The sequence below is a fragment of the Pseudomonas sp. HPB0071 genome, from assembly GCF_000478505.2.
Classification (GTDB): domain Bacteria; phylum Pseudomonadota; class Gammaproteobacteria; order Pseudomonadales; family Pseudomonadaceae; genus Chryseomonas; species Chryseomonas luteola.
On sequence record NZ_KI517367.1, the window covers coordinates 1,144,087 to 1,160,811 of the forward strand.

Annotated in this window: 12 protein-coding genes; 4 read left to right on the forward strand and 8 right to left on the reverse strand. The window is 58.3% G+C overall.

Annotation, left to right across the window (positions count from 1 at the left end; genetic code table 11):
• Nucleotides 1-242: 242 nt before the first annotated feature.
• The 4 genes from tkt to HMPREF1487_RS05710 all read left to right on the forward strand — a co-directional run bounded on the left by tkt (nt 243) and on the right by HMPREF1487_RS05710 (nt 7,064).
• Nucleotides 243-2,336, forward strand: coding sequence for a transketolase (gene tkt / locus HMPREF1487_RS05695; RefSeq protein WP_010795652.1), 2,094 nt, complete (start codon nt 243-245; stop codon nt 2,334-2,336).
• Nucleotides 2,336-5,158: a bifunctional transaldolase/phosoglucose isomerase gene (locus HMPREF1487_RS05700; RefSeq protein WP_010795653.1), complete on the forward strand. Its 2,823-nt coding sequence runs from the start codon at nt 2,336-2,338 to the stop codon at nt 5,156-5,158. Before tkt ends, HMPREF1487_RS05700 begins: the two co-directional genes overlap by 1 nt.
• 25 nt (nt 5,159-5,183) lie before the next feature.
• On the forward strand, nt 5,184-6,161 hold the full coding sequence (gene gnd, locus HMPREF1487_RS05705; RefSeq protein ID WP_010795654.1) for a phosphogluconate dehydrogenase (NAD(+)-dependent, decarboxylating): 978 nt from the start codon (nt 5,184-5,186) through the stop codon (nt 6,159-6,161).
• 90 nt (nt 6,162-6,251) lie between these two features.
• Nucleotides 6,252-7,064: a Cof-type HAD-IIB family hydrolase gene (locus tag HMPREF1487_RS05710; RefSeq protein WP_010795655.1), complete on the forward strand. Its 813-nt coding sequence runs from the start codon at nt 6,252-6,254 to the stop codon at nt 7,062-7,064.
• A 46-nt stretch (nt 7,065-7,110) separates the two neighbouring features.
• Here HMPREF1487_RS05710 and HMPREF1487_RS05715 read toward each other — a convergent pair whose 3' ends face one another.
• From HMPREF1487_RS05715 to HMPREF1487_RS05750, 8 genes are all read right to left on the reverse strand, one after another.
• Nucleotides 7,111-8,004 (reverse strand): ABC transporter permease subunit, encoded by an 894-nt coding sequence (locus HMPREF1487_RS05715; RefSeq protein ID WP_010795656.1) that lies wholly within the window; start codon nt 8,002-8,004, stop codon nt 7,111-7,113.
• Nucleotides 8,001-8,897 (reverse strand): ABC transporter permease subunit, encoded by an 897-nt coding sequence (locus HMPREF1487_RS05720; RefSeq protein WP_010795657.1) that lies wholly within the window; start codon nt 8,895-8,897, stop codon nt 8,001-8,003. Before HMPREF1487_RS05720 ends, HMPREF1487_RS05715 begins: the two co-directional genes overlap by 4 nt.
• Complete coding sequence (gene potA, locus HMPREF1487_RS05725) at nt 8,894-10,048, reverse strand: polyamine ABC transporter ATP-binding protein (RefSeq protein WP_010795658.1); 1,155 nt, start codon at nt 10,046-10,048, stop codon at nt 8,894-8,896. Before potA ends, HMPREF1487_RS05720 begins: the two co-directional genes overlap by 4 nt.
• Before the next feature lie 175 nt (nt 10,049-10,223).
• Nucleotides 10,224-11,294 (reverse strand): polyamine ABC transporter substrate-binding protein, encoded by a 1,071-nt coding sequence (locus HMPREF1487_RS05730; RefSeq protein WP_051370210.1) that lies wholly within the window; start codon nt 11,292-11,294, stop codon nt 10,224-10,226.
• A 450-nt stretch (nt 11,295-11,744) separates the two neighbouring features.
• The gene (locus tag HMPREF1487_RS05735) at nt 11,745-12,842 is read right to left on the reverse strand and encodes a polyamine ABC transporter substrate-binding protein (protein WP_010795661.1); all 1,098 of its coding nucleotides are present in this window, start codon (nt 12,840-12,842) and stop codon (nt 11,745-11,747) included.
• 217 nt (nt 12,843-13,059) lie between these two features.
• On the reverse strand, nt 13,060-14,430 hold the full coding sequence (locus HMPREF1487_RS05740; RefSeq protein ID WP_010795662.1) for an aspartate aminotransferase family protein: 1,371 nt from the start codon (nt 14,428-14,430) through the stop codon (nt 13,060-13,062).
• A gap of 46 nt (nt 14,431-14,476) precedes the next feature.
• A complete protein-coding gene (locus HMPREF1487_RS05745; RefSeq protein ID WP_010795663.1) occupies nt 14,477-15,835 on the reverse strand; it encodes a glutamine synthetase family protein in 1,359 nt (452 codons plus the stop codon).
• Between the two features lie 86 nt (nt 15,836-15,921).
• Nucleotides 15,922-16,674, reverse strand: coding sequence for a gamma-glutamyl-gamma-aminobutyrate hydrolase family protein (locus HMPREF1487_RS05750; protein WP_010795664.1), 753 nt, complete (start codon nt 16,672-16,674; stop codon nt 15,922-15,924).
• Nucleotides 16,675-16,725: the final 51 nt, after the last annotated feature.

Sequence of the window (16,725 nt, forward strand, 5' to 3'; positions counted from 1 at the left end):
AGAGGAACAAACGCCCGCCTGAAAGCTCACACCTCCTAGTACTGTTCCGTCGCATGCGAATCAGCTGTCGAGAAGTAGCTTAACGCCAGCCTATCGGCCGGATCGCCAGCCCAGGCCCTGCGCCTGGATAACCCGCATGCCCGGTCAGCCGAGCTGCTGTCCTTGCCTATCGCCTGCACCATGACGAGCCGCGAGACGGCATCCCGGCCATTCGCTTCCACGCTCCAATCGAGGAATCCGCAATGTGCTCTGCCAACACCACTTTTTCCAACGACCCCAACATCGAGCGTGACCAGCTGTGCGTGAACACCATACGCACCCTTTCCATGGACGCCGTGCAGAAGGCCAACTCAGGCCACCCAGGCACGCCCATGGCCCTGGCACCTGTGGCGTATACCTTGTGGAGCAAGTACCTGCGCTACCACCCTGAGCATCCGGACTGGCCCAACCGCGACCGCTTTGTGCTGTCTGTAGGTCATGCGTCAATGCTGTTGTATTCGCTGCTGCATCTGGCCGGTGTGACCGAGATCGACGAGCATGGCCAGCCCTCCGGCAACCCGGCCGTCAGCCTGGATGACATCAAGCAGTTCCGTCAGATGGATTCGAAGACGCCCGGCCACCCTGAATACCGCATGACTACCGGCGTGGAAACCACTACCGGCCCGCTGGGCCAGGGGTGTGCTAACAGCGTTGGCATGGCGATGGCCCAACGCTGGCTCGGACAGCGCTTCAACCGTGACGGCGCTACCCTCTTCGATTACAACGTTTACGTGCTGTGTGGCGATGGCGACATGATGGAAGGTGTCAGTGGTGAAGCGGCTTCGGTAGCCGGGCACCTGAAGCTGTCCAACCTGTGCTGGATTTACGACAACAACACCATAAGCATCGAGGGCCACACGGACCTGACATTCAGCGAAGACGTTGGCGCACGTTTCAAGGGTTATGGTTGGAACGTGGTCCATGTCAAGGACGCCAACGACGCCCTGACCTTTGGCCAGGCCATCGAGTTTTTCCAGGCCCATGACGATGCACCAACCCTGATCATCGTCGACAGCATCATTGGTTATGGTGCACCCAACAAGCACAACACCGCCGCCGCCCATGGCGAACCACTGGGCGCTGATGAAATCCGCCTCGCCAAGAAATCCTATGACTGGCCTGAAGACGCTGACTTCCTGGTGCCGGACGATGCACGAACCTGGCTGCGCGACCAGATGGTTGAGCGCGGGCAAAGCCAATACGAGCAATGGCAGGCAGCGCTGAAAACGCTTGAGCAGCAGGAGCCTACCCTTGTAGACGAGCTCAACCGCATGCGCGCCGGTCAGATGCCTGAAGGCTGGATGGATGCACTTCCAGAGTTCGAAGCCAACGCCAAGGGCGTGGCAACTCGTGAATCCGGTGGCAAGGCACTCAACGCCTTCGCCAGCAAGATCCCGTGGCTGATCGGCGGTTCGGCGGACCTGGCGCCCTCTACCAAGACCAAGCTGACCTTTGACGGCGCTGGAAGCTTCTCAGCGCAGACACCCGCCGGTCGCAACCTCCACTATGGCGTACGTGAACACGCGATGGGCGCTATCGCCAACGGCCTTGCCCTCTGTTACCTGCGCTCCTTTACGGCGACGTTCCTGGTGTTCAGCGACTACATGAAGCCGCCGATTCGCCTGGCCTCGATCATGGAGCTGCCTGTGGTGTTCGTCTTTACCCACGACTCCATTGGTGTTGGCGAAGATGGGCCTACGCACCAGCCCATCGAGCAGCTGGCTCAGCTCCGGGCAACTCCTGGTCTTCTGACCCTGCGTCCCGGTGATGCCAACGAAGCCGTCCAGGCTTGGAAGGTTGCGCTCGAGCAGACCAACCGCCCCTCCTGCATCGTCCTCTCCCGCCAGCCCATGCCGACGCTTGACCGCACCCGCTACGCCTCGGCGGAAGGTACGGCGCGTGGTGCGTATGTCGTGGCGGATGCCGAAAACGGCAAGCCGGATGTCATTATCATGGGTACCGGCAGTGAGGTCGGCCTGTGTGTCGAGGCTTATGAGCAGCTCAAAGCAAACGGTATAGCGGCGCGTGTCGTCTCCATGCCGTGTTGGGAACTGTTCGAGCAGCAGGACGAAGCCTACAAAGAAAGCGTGCTGCCTGATGACGTAACCGGTCGGGTTGCCGTCGAGCAGGCTGGCCCGATGGGGTGGGAGCGTTACGTAGGCCGCAAGGGCGCCATGGTCGTCATGAACAGCTTTGGTGCCTCTGCACCAATCGGCAAGCTGCAGGCGAAATACGGCTTTACGGTTGAAAACGTTGTCAAACTGGCCACTGAACAGGCGAACGCCGGGAGGTCATGATGAGCAGCCTCTTGCGAGAGTTGGGTATGGCCGGTCAGGCCGTCTGGCTGGATTTCGTCAGTCGGGAATTTTTGCGCAAGGGTGAGCTGCAGACGCTCATTGAGCGGGATGGCCTGACCGGCGTTACCTCCAACCCATCCATCTTCGAAAAGGCCATGGGACACGGTACGGATTACGATGAATCGCTAGAGCGCTTCCTCAACCGTGCCGATGCCTCACCGGTCGATGTATATGAATATCTGGCGGTTGAAGACATTCAACAGGCCGCCGACATCCTGCGGCCTGTCTATGACCGTTTAAACGGCAAGGACGGCTACGTCAGCCTGGAGGTATCGCCTTATCTGGCCATGGATACCGAGTCCACCCTGATAGAGGCACGTCGACTCTGGAAAGCTGTCGATCGACCGAACCTGATGGTCAAGGTGCCTGGTACCGAAGCGGGCGCAGCAGCCATCCAGCAACTGATTGCCGAAGGGATTAGCGTCAACGTGACACTGCTGTTTTCCCGGGAATCCTATCGCGCTGTTGCCGAGGCCTACATGGCTGGGCTGGAGACGCGTATTCAGGCTGGAGAAGACATCAGCCGCATAGCCAGTGTTGCCAGCTTTTTCATCAGCCGGATCGATTCGGAAATCGAGAAAAAGATCGATGAACAGCTGAAAGCCGGGAATGACGACGCAACGCTCAAGTCCCTCAAGGGTCGGGTTGCCATTGCCAACGCCAAACTGGCCTATGCTGATTATCAGGCCATGATAGCCAGCGAACGTTGGCAAGCCCTGGCCGCCAAGGACGCTCAACCTCAGCGACTGCTATGGGCCTCTACCGGCACCAAGAATCCCGACCATCCCGATACGCTGTATGTCGATGAGCTGATCGGACCGGACACCGTCAATACCATGCCGCCCAAGACCATGGATGCGTTTCGTGATCATGGCACGGTGAAGGAAACCCTCACTACAGGGTTGGATGAAGCCCGCGCCACACTCGAAGCCACCGAGCGGTTCGGGCTGGATCTGCCGGGCATAACGACAGACCTGGTAAAGGCAGGCGCCAAACTTTTCTCCGATGCAGCTGACGATCTGCTCGGTGCTGTGGGTGCCAAGCGCGTCAAACTGCTGGCCGGTAAACTCAACCAGGCTAAGTTCAGCCTGCCAGAAGACCTGTCCCAAGCCGTCGAGCAGCAGCTTGAGCAGGCCCGCCGCGAAGGCTGGTCACGTCGGCTATGGCACATGGATGCTTCCCTCTGGACCGGTCAGGACGAAGCGAAATGGGGTGGCTGGTTGAAAGCCGCTACTGAGCCACATATCAACACCTCTGCTCTGGTCATACTGGAGCAATCGCTCAAAGCCGAAGGCTATACCACTGCCGTTCTACTGGGCATGGGTGGCTCCAGCCTTGGGCCGGAAGTGCTGGCGAAAACCTTGGGCAACACACCTGAAGGCCTGCGCCTGCTGGTGTTGGACTCTACCGATCCGGCTCAAATTGCCGCCACGGAGCAGTCTATTGACTATGCCTGCACGGTGTTTCTGGTATCGAGCAAATCCGGCTCGACCCTGGAACCTGAAATTCTCAACGCCTACTTTTTCGACGCTGCCTGCAAAGCGCTCGGTGAGGATCAGGCCAGCCATCATTTCATTGCTATTACCGATCCCGGCTCCAAGCTCGAGGTCAGCGCCAAGGCGCAGGGCTATCGCACCCTCTTCTATGGCGACCCGACCATCGGCGGGCGTTACTCGGTGCTCTCGGCCTTTGGGCTCGTACCGCTGAGCCTGCTTGGACACGATGTAGACAGCCTGTTCGAGATTACCCGCCCAATGGTGCTGGCGTGCGATCCCAGTGCACCGCCTGCGATCAATCCGGGCGTTTATCTGGGTGTGGTCATGGGTGAGGCCGTCAAGGCCGGGCGAGACAAGCTGACCCTGTTCGCCTCGCCCCAGATCGCCAGTATCGGTGCCTGGCTTGAGCAACTGCTGGCGGAGTCCACAGGCAAACAAGGCAAAGGCATCATTCCGGTCGACCTGGAGCCCCCGGCTGCCCCCACCCATTACGGTGATGATCGCTTGTTCGTCTATCTGCGTGCAGATAACGACGGCAGCGAACTGGATGCCCAGGTCGAGGCATTGGAAAAGGCCGGCCAGCCCGTAATCCGCATAAGCCTGATGCGGCCTGACCTTATCGGTCAGGAATTTTTCCGCTGGGAAGTGGCTACCGCCATTGCAGGCGCCGTGATAGGCATCAATCCTTTCGATCAGCCTGACGTCGAGGCCAGCAAGGTCAAAACGCGCGCGTTAACCGATGAGTATGAAAAAACCGGACAGCTTTCCAGCGGAAATCCCTTCTTCACCGATGGCGAGCTGGCGTTCTACAGCGATTCCCCCCTGAGCGGCGATTCGGCCGAGCAGGTACTTCGGGAGCATTTTGCTCGCCTCAATCCGGGCGATTACGCTGCCGTGCTTGCCTATATCGAGCGTAACGGCGCCCACGAAACCCTGATGACGCGGCTGCGGACCCTGTTACGGGATCGTTACCGTGTCGCCACCGTTGGCGGCTTCGGCCCCCGTTTTCTACACTCCACAGGCCAAGCCTACAAAGGAGGGCCAAATAGCGGGGTTTTCCTGCAGATTACCGCCGAACCCCAGCAGGATCTGGCCATTCCCGGACGCAAGGTAAGCTTCGGCATCGTCGAAGCCGCTCAGGCACAAGGGGACCTTTCCGTGCTCGCCGAGCGAGATCGTCGACATTTACGTATTCACATTCAGCACGGCAATAGCGAAGCAGGGCTGCAACGTATCGTACAATTAGTCGAGGCGGCTATCGCCTGACGTAAAAGCTCGTGGAGGCAACAACATGCAACTTGGCATTATCGGACTGGGCCGGATGGGCGGAAACATTGCCCGCAGGCTGATGAAAAACGGGCACGAGGTCTTCGCATACGACCGCAGCGCCGACTCCATCGAGACGCTGGCCAAAGAAGGCGCCAAAGCAACAACCGGTCTTGAGGACATGATCCAGCAGATGGCTAAGCCACGCGCGCTATGGGTCATGCTTCCGGCGGGTGACCCGACCGAACAGACCATCAACACCCTGGGCCAGATGCTGGAGCCGGGCGACACCATCATTGATGGTGGCAATACTTACTACAAGGACGACCTGCGCCGCGCCAAGGCGCTGGCCGAGAAAGGTATCCACTACCTCGACGTAGGCACCTCTGGAGGCGTCTGGGGCCTTGAGCGCGGCTACTGCATGATGATTGGCGGCGACAAGGAAACCGTGGACCGCCTGGATCCCATCTTCGACACCCTGGCCCCTGGCTACGGCGACATCGAGCGCACCCGTGGCCGCAACGCCCCGGACGAGCGTGCCGAACGTGGCTATATCCATGCAGGCCCGGCTGGTTCCGGTCACTTTGTGAAGATGATTCACAACGGTATCGAATACGGCATGATGCAGGCGTACGCCGAAGGCTTTGACATTCTCAAGATGCGCGGCTCCGAAAATGTACCGGAAGAAGAACGCCTGCAATTGGATTTGGCAGACATCGCCGAAGTATGGCGCCGTGGCAGTGTCGTTTCCTCCTGGCTTCTGGACCTGACCGCTCAGGCACTGGCTCAGGACGTGGAACTGGAAAAATTCAGCGGATTCGTGTCCGACAGTGGTGAAGGTCGCTGGACCATCGAGGCCGCTATTGAGGAAGCCGTACCTGCCCCGGTACTGACGTCCGCACTGTATGCCCGTTTCCGCTCACGCCAGAAGGCGACCTATGGCGACAAGCTCCTGTCGGCCATGCGCTTCGGCTTTGGTGGGCACGTAGAAATCCCGCAGTAACGCTTTCCGAGCAGGCTTGGAGGTAGCGCATCGAGGCGCACCTCCAGGCAGCCTGTCGCTCTTTTCTACTATGGCTCGACAGGAACGATAATGACGAACCACCCGTATCAACTTATGCTGTCGGATGTCGATGGCACCCTTTTGCGTACCGACAAGCAATTAAACCAAGCCACGATCGAGGCCGTACAGCGCCTGCGTGAGGCTGGAATCGACTTTACGCTGGTCAGCAGTCGCCCGCCACGGGCCATGCATTGGCTGATCGAAGCGCTTGATCTTACCCTCCCCGTCGGCGCCTTCAACGGCGGCACCCTGCTCAAGCCGGATGGCACGCTCTTGCAGGCACACCGTATACTCCGGAATGCCGTGGACAGCGTGTTTGAGCAGCTTGAGGACGAAGACCTGGATATCTGGCTATTCGCCGATAATGAATGGATCATTGCCAATCCAGACAACCACTACATCGGCCATGAGAAAAGAGCCCTGGGCTATGATCCGCTGATCGTCGACCGCTTTGACGACTACCTTGACCGGGTCGACAAGCTGGTAGCTGTCAGTAAGAACCATGATCGCCTCGCCAGCCTGCAACCCGAGCTGGATCAGAAGCTGGGGCAATACGCCCACACCGTACGCTCCCAACCCTACTATCTGGATATTACAGCCGCCCAGGCCAGCAAAGGCCATGCGCTAGTGGCACTGGCGGAGCATCTGAGCATTCCGCTCACGCGTACCGTCGCCATTGGAGACGGTGAAAACGATATTTCAATGTTCAAGAAAGCCGGGCTCTCCATTGCCATGGGACAAGCCGAGGAAGACGTCAAGGCTCATGCCATGCAGATCACCGCCGAAACCGACAGGAACGGTCTGGCCGAGGCCATACACCGATTCATTCTGGCAACAGGCTGATCCACCCCAGGCATAAAAAAAGCCACCTTTCGGTGGCTTTCTTGTATCAGCTATTGGTAGGCGGCGCGGTGAAACGCTCAACGTCCCGCTCATTGGCAGTTTCCGTCACCGTCGACTCCATGGCCTCCTTCAACCCCTGCAGCCGCTTCTTCTCAGCCCGACGCGTGAAATACCACGCGAGGAAGGTAAACAGCGAGACCGCCAGCAGAATCAGGCTGGCAATGGCATTGATCTCCGGCTTCACACCCAGGCGCACAGCGGAGAACACCTCCATTGGCAAGGTGGTTGAGCCAGGGCCGGACACGAAGCTTGCAAGCACCAGATCATCCAGCGATAGCGCAAAGGACATCATTCCACCCGCTGCCAGAGAAGGCGCAATCATCGGGATGGTGATCAGCATGAACACCTTCCAGGGACGCGCACCCAGGTCCATGGCAGCTTCCTCGATAGACAGGTCCAACTCGCGCAGACGCGCCGACACGACTACCGCTACGTAAGACGCGCAAAAGCTGGTATGGGCGATCCAGATCGTGACGACACCCCGATCCTGCGGCCAGCCGATGAACTGTGCCATGGAAACGAACAGGAGCAGCAGCGACAGACCGGTAATCACCTCAGGCATGACCAGCGGTGCAGTGACCAGACCGCCAAACACCGTACGCCCGCGAAAGCGAGGAATACGCGTCAGCACGAACGCCGCCAGCGTTCCCAGGATGACCGAGGAAATCGCCGTGTAGAACGCGATTTCCAGGGAGCGCCCTACGGCGCCCATGAGCTGGTTGTTGTCCAGAAGCCCTGCATACCAGTGCACCGACCAGCCGCCCCAGACAGTCACCAGACGCGAGGCGTTGAACGAATAGATCACCAGGATGACCATCGGCAGGTAGATGAACAACAGGCCCAACACCAACATCAGGTTTGTGAACTTCAGGCTTCTCATAGCTTGCCCTCCAGTTCCTTCGCCTGGTTCCTGTTGAACAGGACAATAGGCACGATGAGGATGATCAGCATGACCACCGCCAAAGCCGAAGCCACCGGCCAGTCGCGGTTATTGAAGAATTCCTGCCACAACACACGGCCAATCATGAGCGTTTCCGGCCCGCCCAGCAGTTCCGGAATCACGAACTCGCCTACTGCGGGAATGAAGACCAGCATGCAGCCCGCGATAATGCCGTTCTTGGACAACGGCACCGTGATACGCCAGAAGCTGGTAAAACGACTCGCTCCCAGGTCGGATGCCGCCTCCAGCAGTGTCAGATCGTGCTTCACCAGATTGGCGAACAGCGGCAGGATCATGAACGGCAGGTAGGAATACACAATCCCCAGATATACCGCAAAGTTGGTGTTGAGCAGACGCAGCGGCTCGTGAATCACACCGATAAACATCAGGAATTCGTTGATCAGGCCGTTGGTGGACAGAAGCCCCATCCAGGCATAGACCCGGATCAGAATGGCCGTCCAGGTCGGCATCATGATCAGGAGAAGCAATACCGTCTGCACATCCTTGCGCGCCCGAGCGATGGCATAAGCCATCGGATATCCGATCAGAAGACAGATCAGCGTACTGATGCCAGCGATCTTGAGCGAACCAAGGTACGCGTCCAGGTATAGCGGATCGTCCGTGAACATCAGGTAATTCCCGAAATTCAGGGCAATATCCAGCTGCTGGTCGGCATAGGTCAGCAGTTCGGTATAGGGTGGAATCGCGACGTCCGCAATGGCGAAACTGATCTTCAGCACAATGGCGAACGGCAGCAGGAAGAACAGGAACAGCCACACGAACGGGACGCCAATAACCAGGCGGCGGCCGTCGAACAGTTTCTTCAGACTCATGATTGCAGTACCACGCCGCTGTCATCTTCCCAGTACACCACTACCGGATCGTCCCACGTCGGGCGTTTGCCCAGGCGCACGGCGTTGGCGATGAAGCACTGGACCAGTTGCCCGGACTCCAGCTTGATGTAATACACCGAATGCCCGCCCAGATAGGCGATGTCATGCACGGTCCCGCTTAGCCAGTTGTAGTTGGGGTGTTCATGGTCTTCCGGTAGGCGGCTGGCCATCAAGAGCTTTTCCGGGCGAATCGCATAGGTCACGCGCTTGTCTTCAGCGCGGGTGCTAATCCCGTGGCCCACGTAGATGTACCGCTCGAGCTGCGGCGAGGCAATGATGGCGTGATCCGCATCGTCCTCGATCAGTTCACCGTCGAACAGGTTCACGTTGCCGATGAACTCACAGACCAGGCGGCTGGCTGGCGTTTCATAGATGTCCATCGGGCTGCCTACCTGAGCGATCCAGCCCAGGTGCATGATCGCGATGCGCTGAGCCATGGTCATGGCTTCTTCCTGGTCGTGCGTCACCATCACACAGGTCACGCCCACACGCTCGATGATCTCCACCAGTTCCAGCTGCATCTGCGAACGCAGCTTCTTGTCGAGCGCCCCCATCGGCTCGTCGAGCAACAGAAGCTTGGGCCGCTTGGCCAGTGAGCGCGCCAGGGCCACCCGCTGACGCTGCCCACCAGAGAGCTGATGCGGTTTACGCTTGGCATACTGTGTCATGTGCACCAGCTTGAGCATTTCGGCCACGCGCTGGTTGATCTCTTCTCTGGGCAGCCTGTCCTGCTTCAAGCCGAACGCAATGTTCTGCTCGACCGTCATGTGCGGGAACAAGGCATAGGACTGGAACATCATGTTGATCGGCCGGTCATACGGCGGAATATTAGTGATGTCCTGCCCGTCCAGGAAGATCCTTCCCTCGGTGGGTTGCTCAAACCCCGCCAGCATGCGCAGCAGCGTGGATTTACCAGAACCGGAGCCACCAAGCAGCGCAAAGATCTCGCCTTTGTTGATGGTCAGTGAAACATCATCAACTGCCACCGTTTCATCGAATTTCTTGGTTACCCGATCGATCTTCACCAGCACTTCTTTGGTCTGCTGAACACCGGTCACGGCTTTTTTAAAGGCACCGGAGGCTATCGCCATTATTTACTCCCCAGGGGTCTTGAAATCCTGCCTGACAGCTACGGCATGAGGTTCTAGAGTCGGTGCGGAAAACCCCTCCGCCCTTCTTGCCCTAGCGCCGACCGTGCCTCTTTTCGCCTTGCTGTCAGCCAGGCATTCAGCCTGACTCAACGGTCAGGCTATCGAATATGGAACGCTATTTACCGGATTTGATCCGGGTCCAACTGCGTGTACTGATCCGCAATATCTGCGGAGGCAGTTCCGCCATCACATACAGCTTGTCCATCACCTCTTGGGGTGGATAGACCGTTTCATCCTGGCGCACCTTCTGGTCCATCAACTCGCCTGACTTGGGGTTGGGGTTAGCGTAACCAACGGAGTCGCTTACCTTGGCAATCACCTCAGGCCGCAACAGGTAGTTGATGAACGCATGTGCCTCTTTCGCATTGGACGCATCCTTGGGGATGGCCAATAGATCAAACCACAGGTTCGCTCCCTCCTTGGGAATGGCATAAGCGATCTTGACGCCCTTTCCCGCCTCCTCGGCACGTGACGCTGCCTGGAAAACATCACCCGAATAGCCAAAGGCCACACAGATATTGCCGTTGGCCAGATCGGAGATGTATTTCGAGGAGTGGAAATAAGTCACGTACGGGCGAACCTGCAGGAGCTTCGCCTCGGCTTTCTTGTAATCGTCAGGATTTGTGCTGTTGGGGTTGAGCCCCAGGTAGTTCAGCATGGCCGGAATGACTTCATCCGGCGAGTCCATGAAGGAAACACCGCACTTGGTCAGCTTCTTGATGTTTTCCGGCTCGAACAGCACTGCCCAGGAGTCGATCTTGTCGGTGCCAAGCACCTCCTTGACCTTGTCGACATTGTAACCGATACCGTTGGTTCCCCATAGGTAAGGCACGCTGTGCTCGTTACCCGGATCGTTGGTCTGAAGCTGCTTGAGCAAAGCAGGGTCCAGGTTCTGCCAGTTGGGCAGCTGGCTGCGGTCCAGCTTCATGAACGCGCCAGCCTTGATCTGCTTGCCCAGGAAATGGTTGGACGGCACTACCACGTCATAGCCGGTCCGGCCGGCCAGAAGCTTGCCCTCGAGGGTTTCATTGGAGTCGAACACGTCATAGACCGGCTTGATTCCGGTTTCCTTCTGGAAATCTTCCAGCGTGGTCTCACCGATGTAATCGCTCCAGTTATAGATGTGCACGACTTTCTCGGCATGGGCCAATGGTGTAAAGGCCAGCGCAGCGGCAGTGGCAAGCAGCGTCTTACGAAGGGAAAGAAACACTCGGTCGTCCTCTTGGTTAGTGGCCAGTCCATACCTGACTGTGCGGCCGATTTCCTTGTGAAGAATCTATGAATGAATACAGGTTTAACGCGACGGCCCTACCATAGGGCTCTTACCTAACCCTGGAACGCATCCGGCAACGGCTAATATGGCCCGCACATGCACGGTTGCAGACATGCGAATTCCCGGCGGCTACCGCCAGTGGCAATAGTGCCTTCACCTGCTTACCGTACGGCCTGCCTGATAACGGGCCGCGTTGATACAGGATGAGCGTGGAAATGTCACGGATAAACTGATTTTTCGTATCGGTACAGCTCACCGAAGCTGCAATCAGATTCGAGCGTGGGTCGGATAATCGCTGCGTTGTATACATGCCCTATCCTTCCAGAAAGCCCCTCCAACAGCTGCCGGAGGGGCCTGCATCACTTATTTGCCGGACTTGATCGTTGTCCAGGCACGGGTCATCGCACGCTGCACCTTGGCCGGCAGGTCCGGGAAGGCGTACAGCTTGCCCATCGTCTCCTGAGTCGGGTAGATGCCCGGGTCGTTGCGAATCTCGTCGCTGACCAGCGGTGTCGCTTCCTTGTTGCCGTTCGGGTACTGCACGTAGTCGCTGATCTCGGCAATGATCTCCGGCTTCATGATGAAGTCGATGAACTTGTAGGCGCCCTCGGTATTGGTAGCGTCCTTTGGAATGGCCATGGTATCGAAGAACGTACCGGCACCTTCCTTGGGAATGTTGTACTTCACCGTCACGCCATTCTTGGCATCAGCGGCACGGGCCTTGGCCTGGGCAATGTCGCCGGAATAGCCGACCGCCACGCAGACGTTGCCGTTGGCCAAATCAGAGATGTACTTGGATGAGTGGAAGTAGGTGATCGACGGACGAATCTGCATGAACAGGTCCTGCGCCGCCTTTAGCTCTTTAGTGTCCTGGCTGTCAGGCTTGTAGCCCAGGTAATGCAGACCGGCAGGAATGATCTCGGTTGGCGAGTCCAGCAGTGCGACACCACAGCTCTTGAGCTTGGAAATATTTTCCGGCTTGAAAATCAGGTCCCAGGAGTCCACCGGGGCGTTGTCGCCCAGTGCAGCCTTTACCTTGTCAGGGTTGTAGCCAATACCGATGGTACCCCACAGGTAAGGAATGGCGTACAGGTTACCCGGATCGCTGACCTCCAGGGTCTTCATCAGCTGGGGATCCAGGTTTTTCCAGTTGGGCAGCTTGTTCCTGTCCAGCGTCTGGTAGACACCGGCCTTGATCTGCTTGGCCAGGAAAGAGTTGGAGGGGACAACCACATCATAGCCCGACTTGCCCGCCAGCAACTTGGCTTCGAGTACCTCGTTGCTGTCATACACGTCATAGACCACCTTGATGCCCGTTTCCTTTTCAAACTTGGCAATGGTGTCTTCAGCGATGTAGTCGTTCCAGTTGTAAACGTGCAGAACCTTGTCGTCTGCCATCGCGTGACCGGCGAAGGCGCCAGCCAGACTGAGTGCGAGCAGTGTCTTGCCAAAAGCTTTCATGCGGAAATGCTCCTAAACAGGGTCGTATAAGTATTCCGGAGGAGGCTTTTCAATCCTCCCCTGGTGCGTCTGGCCAACGCACCGGCGCAGTCTGGCAAGGTCCGGCGCGCGGCTCAAGAGTGCGCCACCATTCCTTTTGATTTTTGCCATCATCCAAGGGTGCTGTTATGTCAGACAAACACCCCTGGACGCTCGTTCTGCTCGCGACTCGTCTTCACTACCGATGCAGGTCAGCAGCCGTCAGGTCCAGGCACTTGCGCACCAGCACCATCAGCTCATCGATCTGCGCGGGCGTGATGACCAGCGGTGGCGAAATGATCATGGTATCGCCCACAGCCCGCATAATCAGGCCATTGCGGAAGCAATGTTCCCGACAGATCATGCCTGCCTCGCGTCCCGTAAAGCGCGCCCTTGTCCGCTTGTCCTGTACCAGCTCCAACGCGGCCACCAGGCCCACACCCCTCGCCTCGCCTACCAGTGGATGATCGGCCAGCGTCTGCCAGCACTTCTGCAAGTAAGGTGCCGTTTCGCTTTTGACTCGCTCGATAATGCCCTCGTCGCGCAGGATACGGATATTCTCCAACGCCACAGCGGCCGCAACCGGATGCCCCGAGTAGGTGAAACCGTGGTAGAACTCGCCGCCCTGGTTGAGCACCTCGACGATCTCGTCCCGCACGATCACACCTCCCATGGGGATATAACCGGAGGTCAGCCCCTTGGCGATGGGCATGAGGTCTGGCGTCATGCCGTAGTGCTGACTGCCGAACCATTCTCCGGTACGCCCGAACCCACAGATAACTTCATCGGAGATGAACAGAATGTCGTATTTCGCCAGTATTTCGCGAATCCGCGGCCAATAGGTATCCGGCGGAACGATTACACCTCCAGCCCCCTGGATCGGCTCGGCAATAAAGGCCGCCACCTTGTCCTCGCCGAGCTCAAGAATCTTTTGCTCCAGCTGATCGGCCACTTGAATCCCGAACTCATCCGGACTCATATCGCCGCCCTCGCCATACCAGTAAGGCTGGTCGATGTGCTCGATTCCCGGAATGGGCAGATCGCCCTGCTCGTGCAAGGCCTTCATGCCGCCCAGGCTCACGCCGGCTACGGTTGACCCGTGATAACCATTCCAGCGGCCGATGATAATCTTCTTCTGTGGCTGCCCCTTGGTCGCCCAGTAATGACGAACCATGCGCAGGACAGTATCGTTGGACTCCGAGCCCGAGCCGGTAAAGAACACGTGGTTCATGCCGTCGGGTGCGATATCTGCAATCGCCTTGGCCAACTCGATAGCTGGCGGGTGCGCAGTCTGGAAGAACAGGTTGTAGTAAGGCAGTTCGCGCATCTGCCGGGTAGCAGCCTGAACCAGCTCTTCACGGCCATAGCCGACATTCACACACCACAGCCCGGCCATCCCATCGAGGATGCGATTGTCATCGCTGTCCCAAAGATAGATGCCCTCGGCACGCGTGATGATGCGCGAGCCCTTTGCATTGAGCTGCTTGTAATCCGTAAAGGGCGGCAGGTGATGGTTCCGGCTGAGTGCCTGCCAGTGCGCGGTACGCTCGCTGACGGTCCTGTCGTTCATAACACCTCCTGGGTTGGAATGCGCCAGCTGTGCTGGCGCGATCAGGTCATACGCTCATCAACAGGAACTCGCGCTCCCAGGAACTGATGACCCGTTTGAAGTTTTCATGCTCGGCGCGCTTGACGGCCACATAGCCCCGCGTGAAGCGTGTGCCCAGGTATTGCTCAATGGTCACAGACTGCTCCATGCGCTCCAGGGCTGCTTCCAGTGTCAGCGGCAAGCGCAGGTTACGACGCTCATAGCCTCGTCCCTTGACAGGAGCGCTGGGTTCGATGCCTTCGATCATGCCCAGATACCCACACAGAAGGCTGGCGGCCAGCGCCAGATAGGGATTGGCATCCGCACCGGCCAAACGGTTTTCCACACGGCGATTCTGCGGGTCGGAATCCGGCACCCGAAGGCCTACAGTGCGGTTCTCTTCGCCCCACTCCACGTTTACCGGAGCAGAGGTGTCCGGCAGGAAGCGACGAAACGAGTTCACATTGGGCGCAAACAGGGGCAAGGCTTCGGGGATGTATTTCTGCAACCCACCGATGTGATGACGGAACAGCTCGCTCATCGTGCCGTCGTCTTCCGAGAACACCGTCTTGCCTGTCTTCAGGTCCACGACGCTCTGGTGCAGGTGCATCGCGCTGCCGGGCTCACCGGTCATGGGCTTGGCCATGAAGGTAGCCGTGACGTTGTGCTTCAGAGCGGCCTCGCGCATGGTTCGCTTGAATACAATGATCTGGTCCGCCAGATGCAGGGCATCGCCATGACGGAAATTGATTTCCATCTGGGCCGTGCCTTCCTCATGAATCAGCGTATCCAGATCCAGCTTCTGAAGCTCGCACCAGTCGTACATGTCTTCAAAGAGCGGATCGAACTCGTTGGCGGCATCGATCGAGAATGACTGGCGGCCCGTCTCCTGGCGACCGGAGCGGCCTACCGGGGGCTGCAGGGGATAATCCGGGTCATCGCTACGCTTGGTGAGATAGAACTCCATCTCGGGCGCGACGATCGGCTTCCAGCCTTTGTCGGCATACAGCTTGAGCACCTTCTTCAGGATATTGCGTGGAGACAGTTCGATCGGGCGACCCTGCTTGTCGTAGGTATCGTGAATGACTTGCGCCGTGGGCTCGATGGCCCAGGGCACGAGGAAGACAGCGTTCTCGTCAGGCCGGCAAAGCATGTCAATATCGGCCGGATCGAGAAGCTCGTAATAGATATCATCCTCGACATAGTCTCCCGTCACACTCTGCAACAGAACGCTCTCCGGCAGGCGCATGCCTTTTTCATTGATGAATTTCGAGGTGGGCGAGATCTTGCCGCGGGCGATGCCGGTCAAATCGGAAATCAGGCATTCGACTTCGGTGATCTTGTGTTCTTTCAACCACTGGGTGAGCTGGTCAAGCTGGTTAGCCATAAAGACCTCAAGGTTTTGAAAAACCTGCCCGGAAGGCATATGGACTTACCGTCCAGGCAGGATGATACGGCGGTCAAGGACCGCCGTCAGCGCTGCCCGGCCCGCTGTCGGCAGGCATCGCCAAAGGCGTTGAAAATCGCCAGATAATTCGAATTGGAGCGTACCTGCCATTCAGGGTGCCACTGCACCCCAACGGCAAAGACAGAGGCGCCCTCTACGGAAAACGCTTCCACCAAGCCATCCGGCGCCAGAGCCTCGGCCCGAAGACCTGGTGCGAGACGCTCGACGCCCTGCCCATGCAGGGAATTGACCTGGAACTGCTCGGGCAACCCCAGGCGCTCGAATACACCGCCCGGCTGAACATGAACGGCATGACTGGGCGCATACTGCACGTCAAGCGGATCATCCGGTCGCTCGCGGTGGTCGGCAAACGGGCCGGCCTCATGCACCTTCTGATACAGGCTGCCGCCCATTGCCACGTTCATCTCCTGAAATCCGCGGCAGATACCGAGCACAGGAACACCTGCATCCACGGCCGCCCGAATCAGCGGCAGAGTAGTACGGTCGCGATCAGGATCATGGGCGGTGCCCGGCGCACTGGGAGGCCCTTGGTAGTGATGCGGCTCCACGTTGGAAGGCGAGCCGGTAAACATCAATCCATCGAGACGTGCAAGCAAGGTGGGCTGGTCAAGCAGGTCAGCCAGCGCGGGAATGACGAGTGGCAGACCACCCGCTCCGGTCACGACGGCACGCAGATACTTGTCGCCGGCGATGTGGAAGGTATGCAAACCGATCTGCTTGGTGCAGGCGGTCACGCCGATCAACGGCAGGCACGACATGGGACACCCGTTACGTTTGCCATGGTTGGATGAATTGGAGAGTAGTCTTGT

Bases quoted from the DNA above. Each gene is read 5' to 3' on its own strand.
- tkt (WP_010795652.1), top strand. From the start codon at position 243: ATGTGCTCTGCCAACACCACTTTTTCCAACGACCCCAACATCGAGCGT.
- HMPREF1487_RS05700 (WP_010795653.1), top strand. From the start codon at position 2,336: ATGAGCAGCCTCTTGCGAGAGTTGGGTATGGCCGGTCAGGCCGTCTGG.
- gnd (WP_010795654.1), top strand. From the start codon at position 5,184: ATGCAACTTGGCATTATCGGACTGGGCCGGATGGGCGGAAACATTGCC.
- HMPREF1487_RS05710 (WP_010795655.1), top strand. From the start codon at position 6,252: ATGACGAACCACCCGTATCAACTTATGCTGTCGGATGTCGATGGCACC.
- HMPREF1487_RS05715 (WP_010795656.1), bottom strand. From the start codon at position 8,004: ATGAGAAGCCTGAAGTTCACAAACCTGATGTTGGTGTTGGGCCTGTTG.
- HMPREF1487_RS05720 (WP_010795657.1), bottom strand. From the start codon at position 8,897: ATGAGTCTGAAGAAACTGTTCGACGGCCGCCGCCTGGTTATTGGCGTC.
- potA (WP_010795658.1), bottom strand. From the start codon at position 10,048: ATGGCGATAGCCTCCGGTGCCTTTAAAAAAGCCGTGACCGGTGTTCAG.
- HMPREF1487_RS05735 (WP_010795661.1), bottom strand. From the start codon at position 12,842: ATGAAAGCTTTTGGCAAGACACTGCTCGCACTCAGTCTGGCTGGCGCC.
- HMPREF1487_RS05740 (WP_010795662.1), bottom strand. From the start codon at position 14,430: ATGAACGACAGGACCGTCAGCGAGCGTACCGCGCACTGGCAGGCACTC.
- HMPREF1487_RS05745 (WP_010795663.1), bottom strand. From the start codon at position 15,835: ATGGCTAACCAGCTTGACCAGCTCACCCAGTGGTTGAAAGAACACAAG.
- HMPREF1487_RS05750 (WP_010795664.1), bottom strand. From the start codon at position 16,674: ATGTCGTGCCTGCCGTTGATCGGCGTGACCGCCTGCACCAAGCAGATC.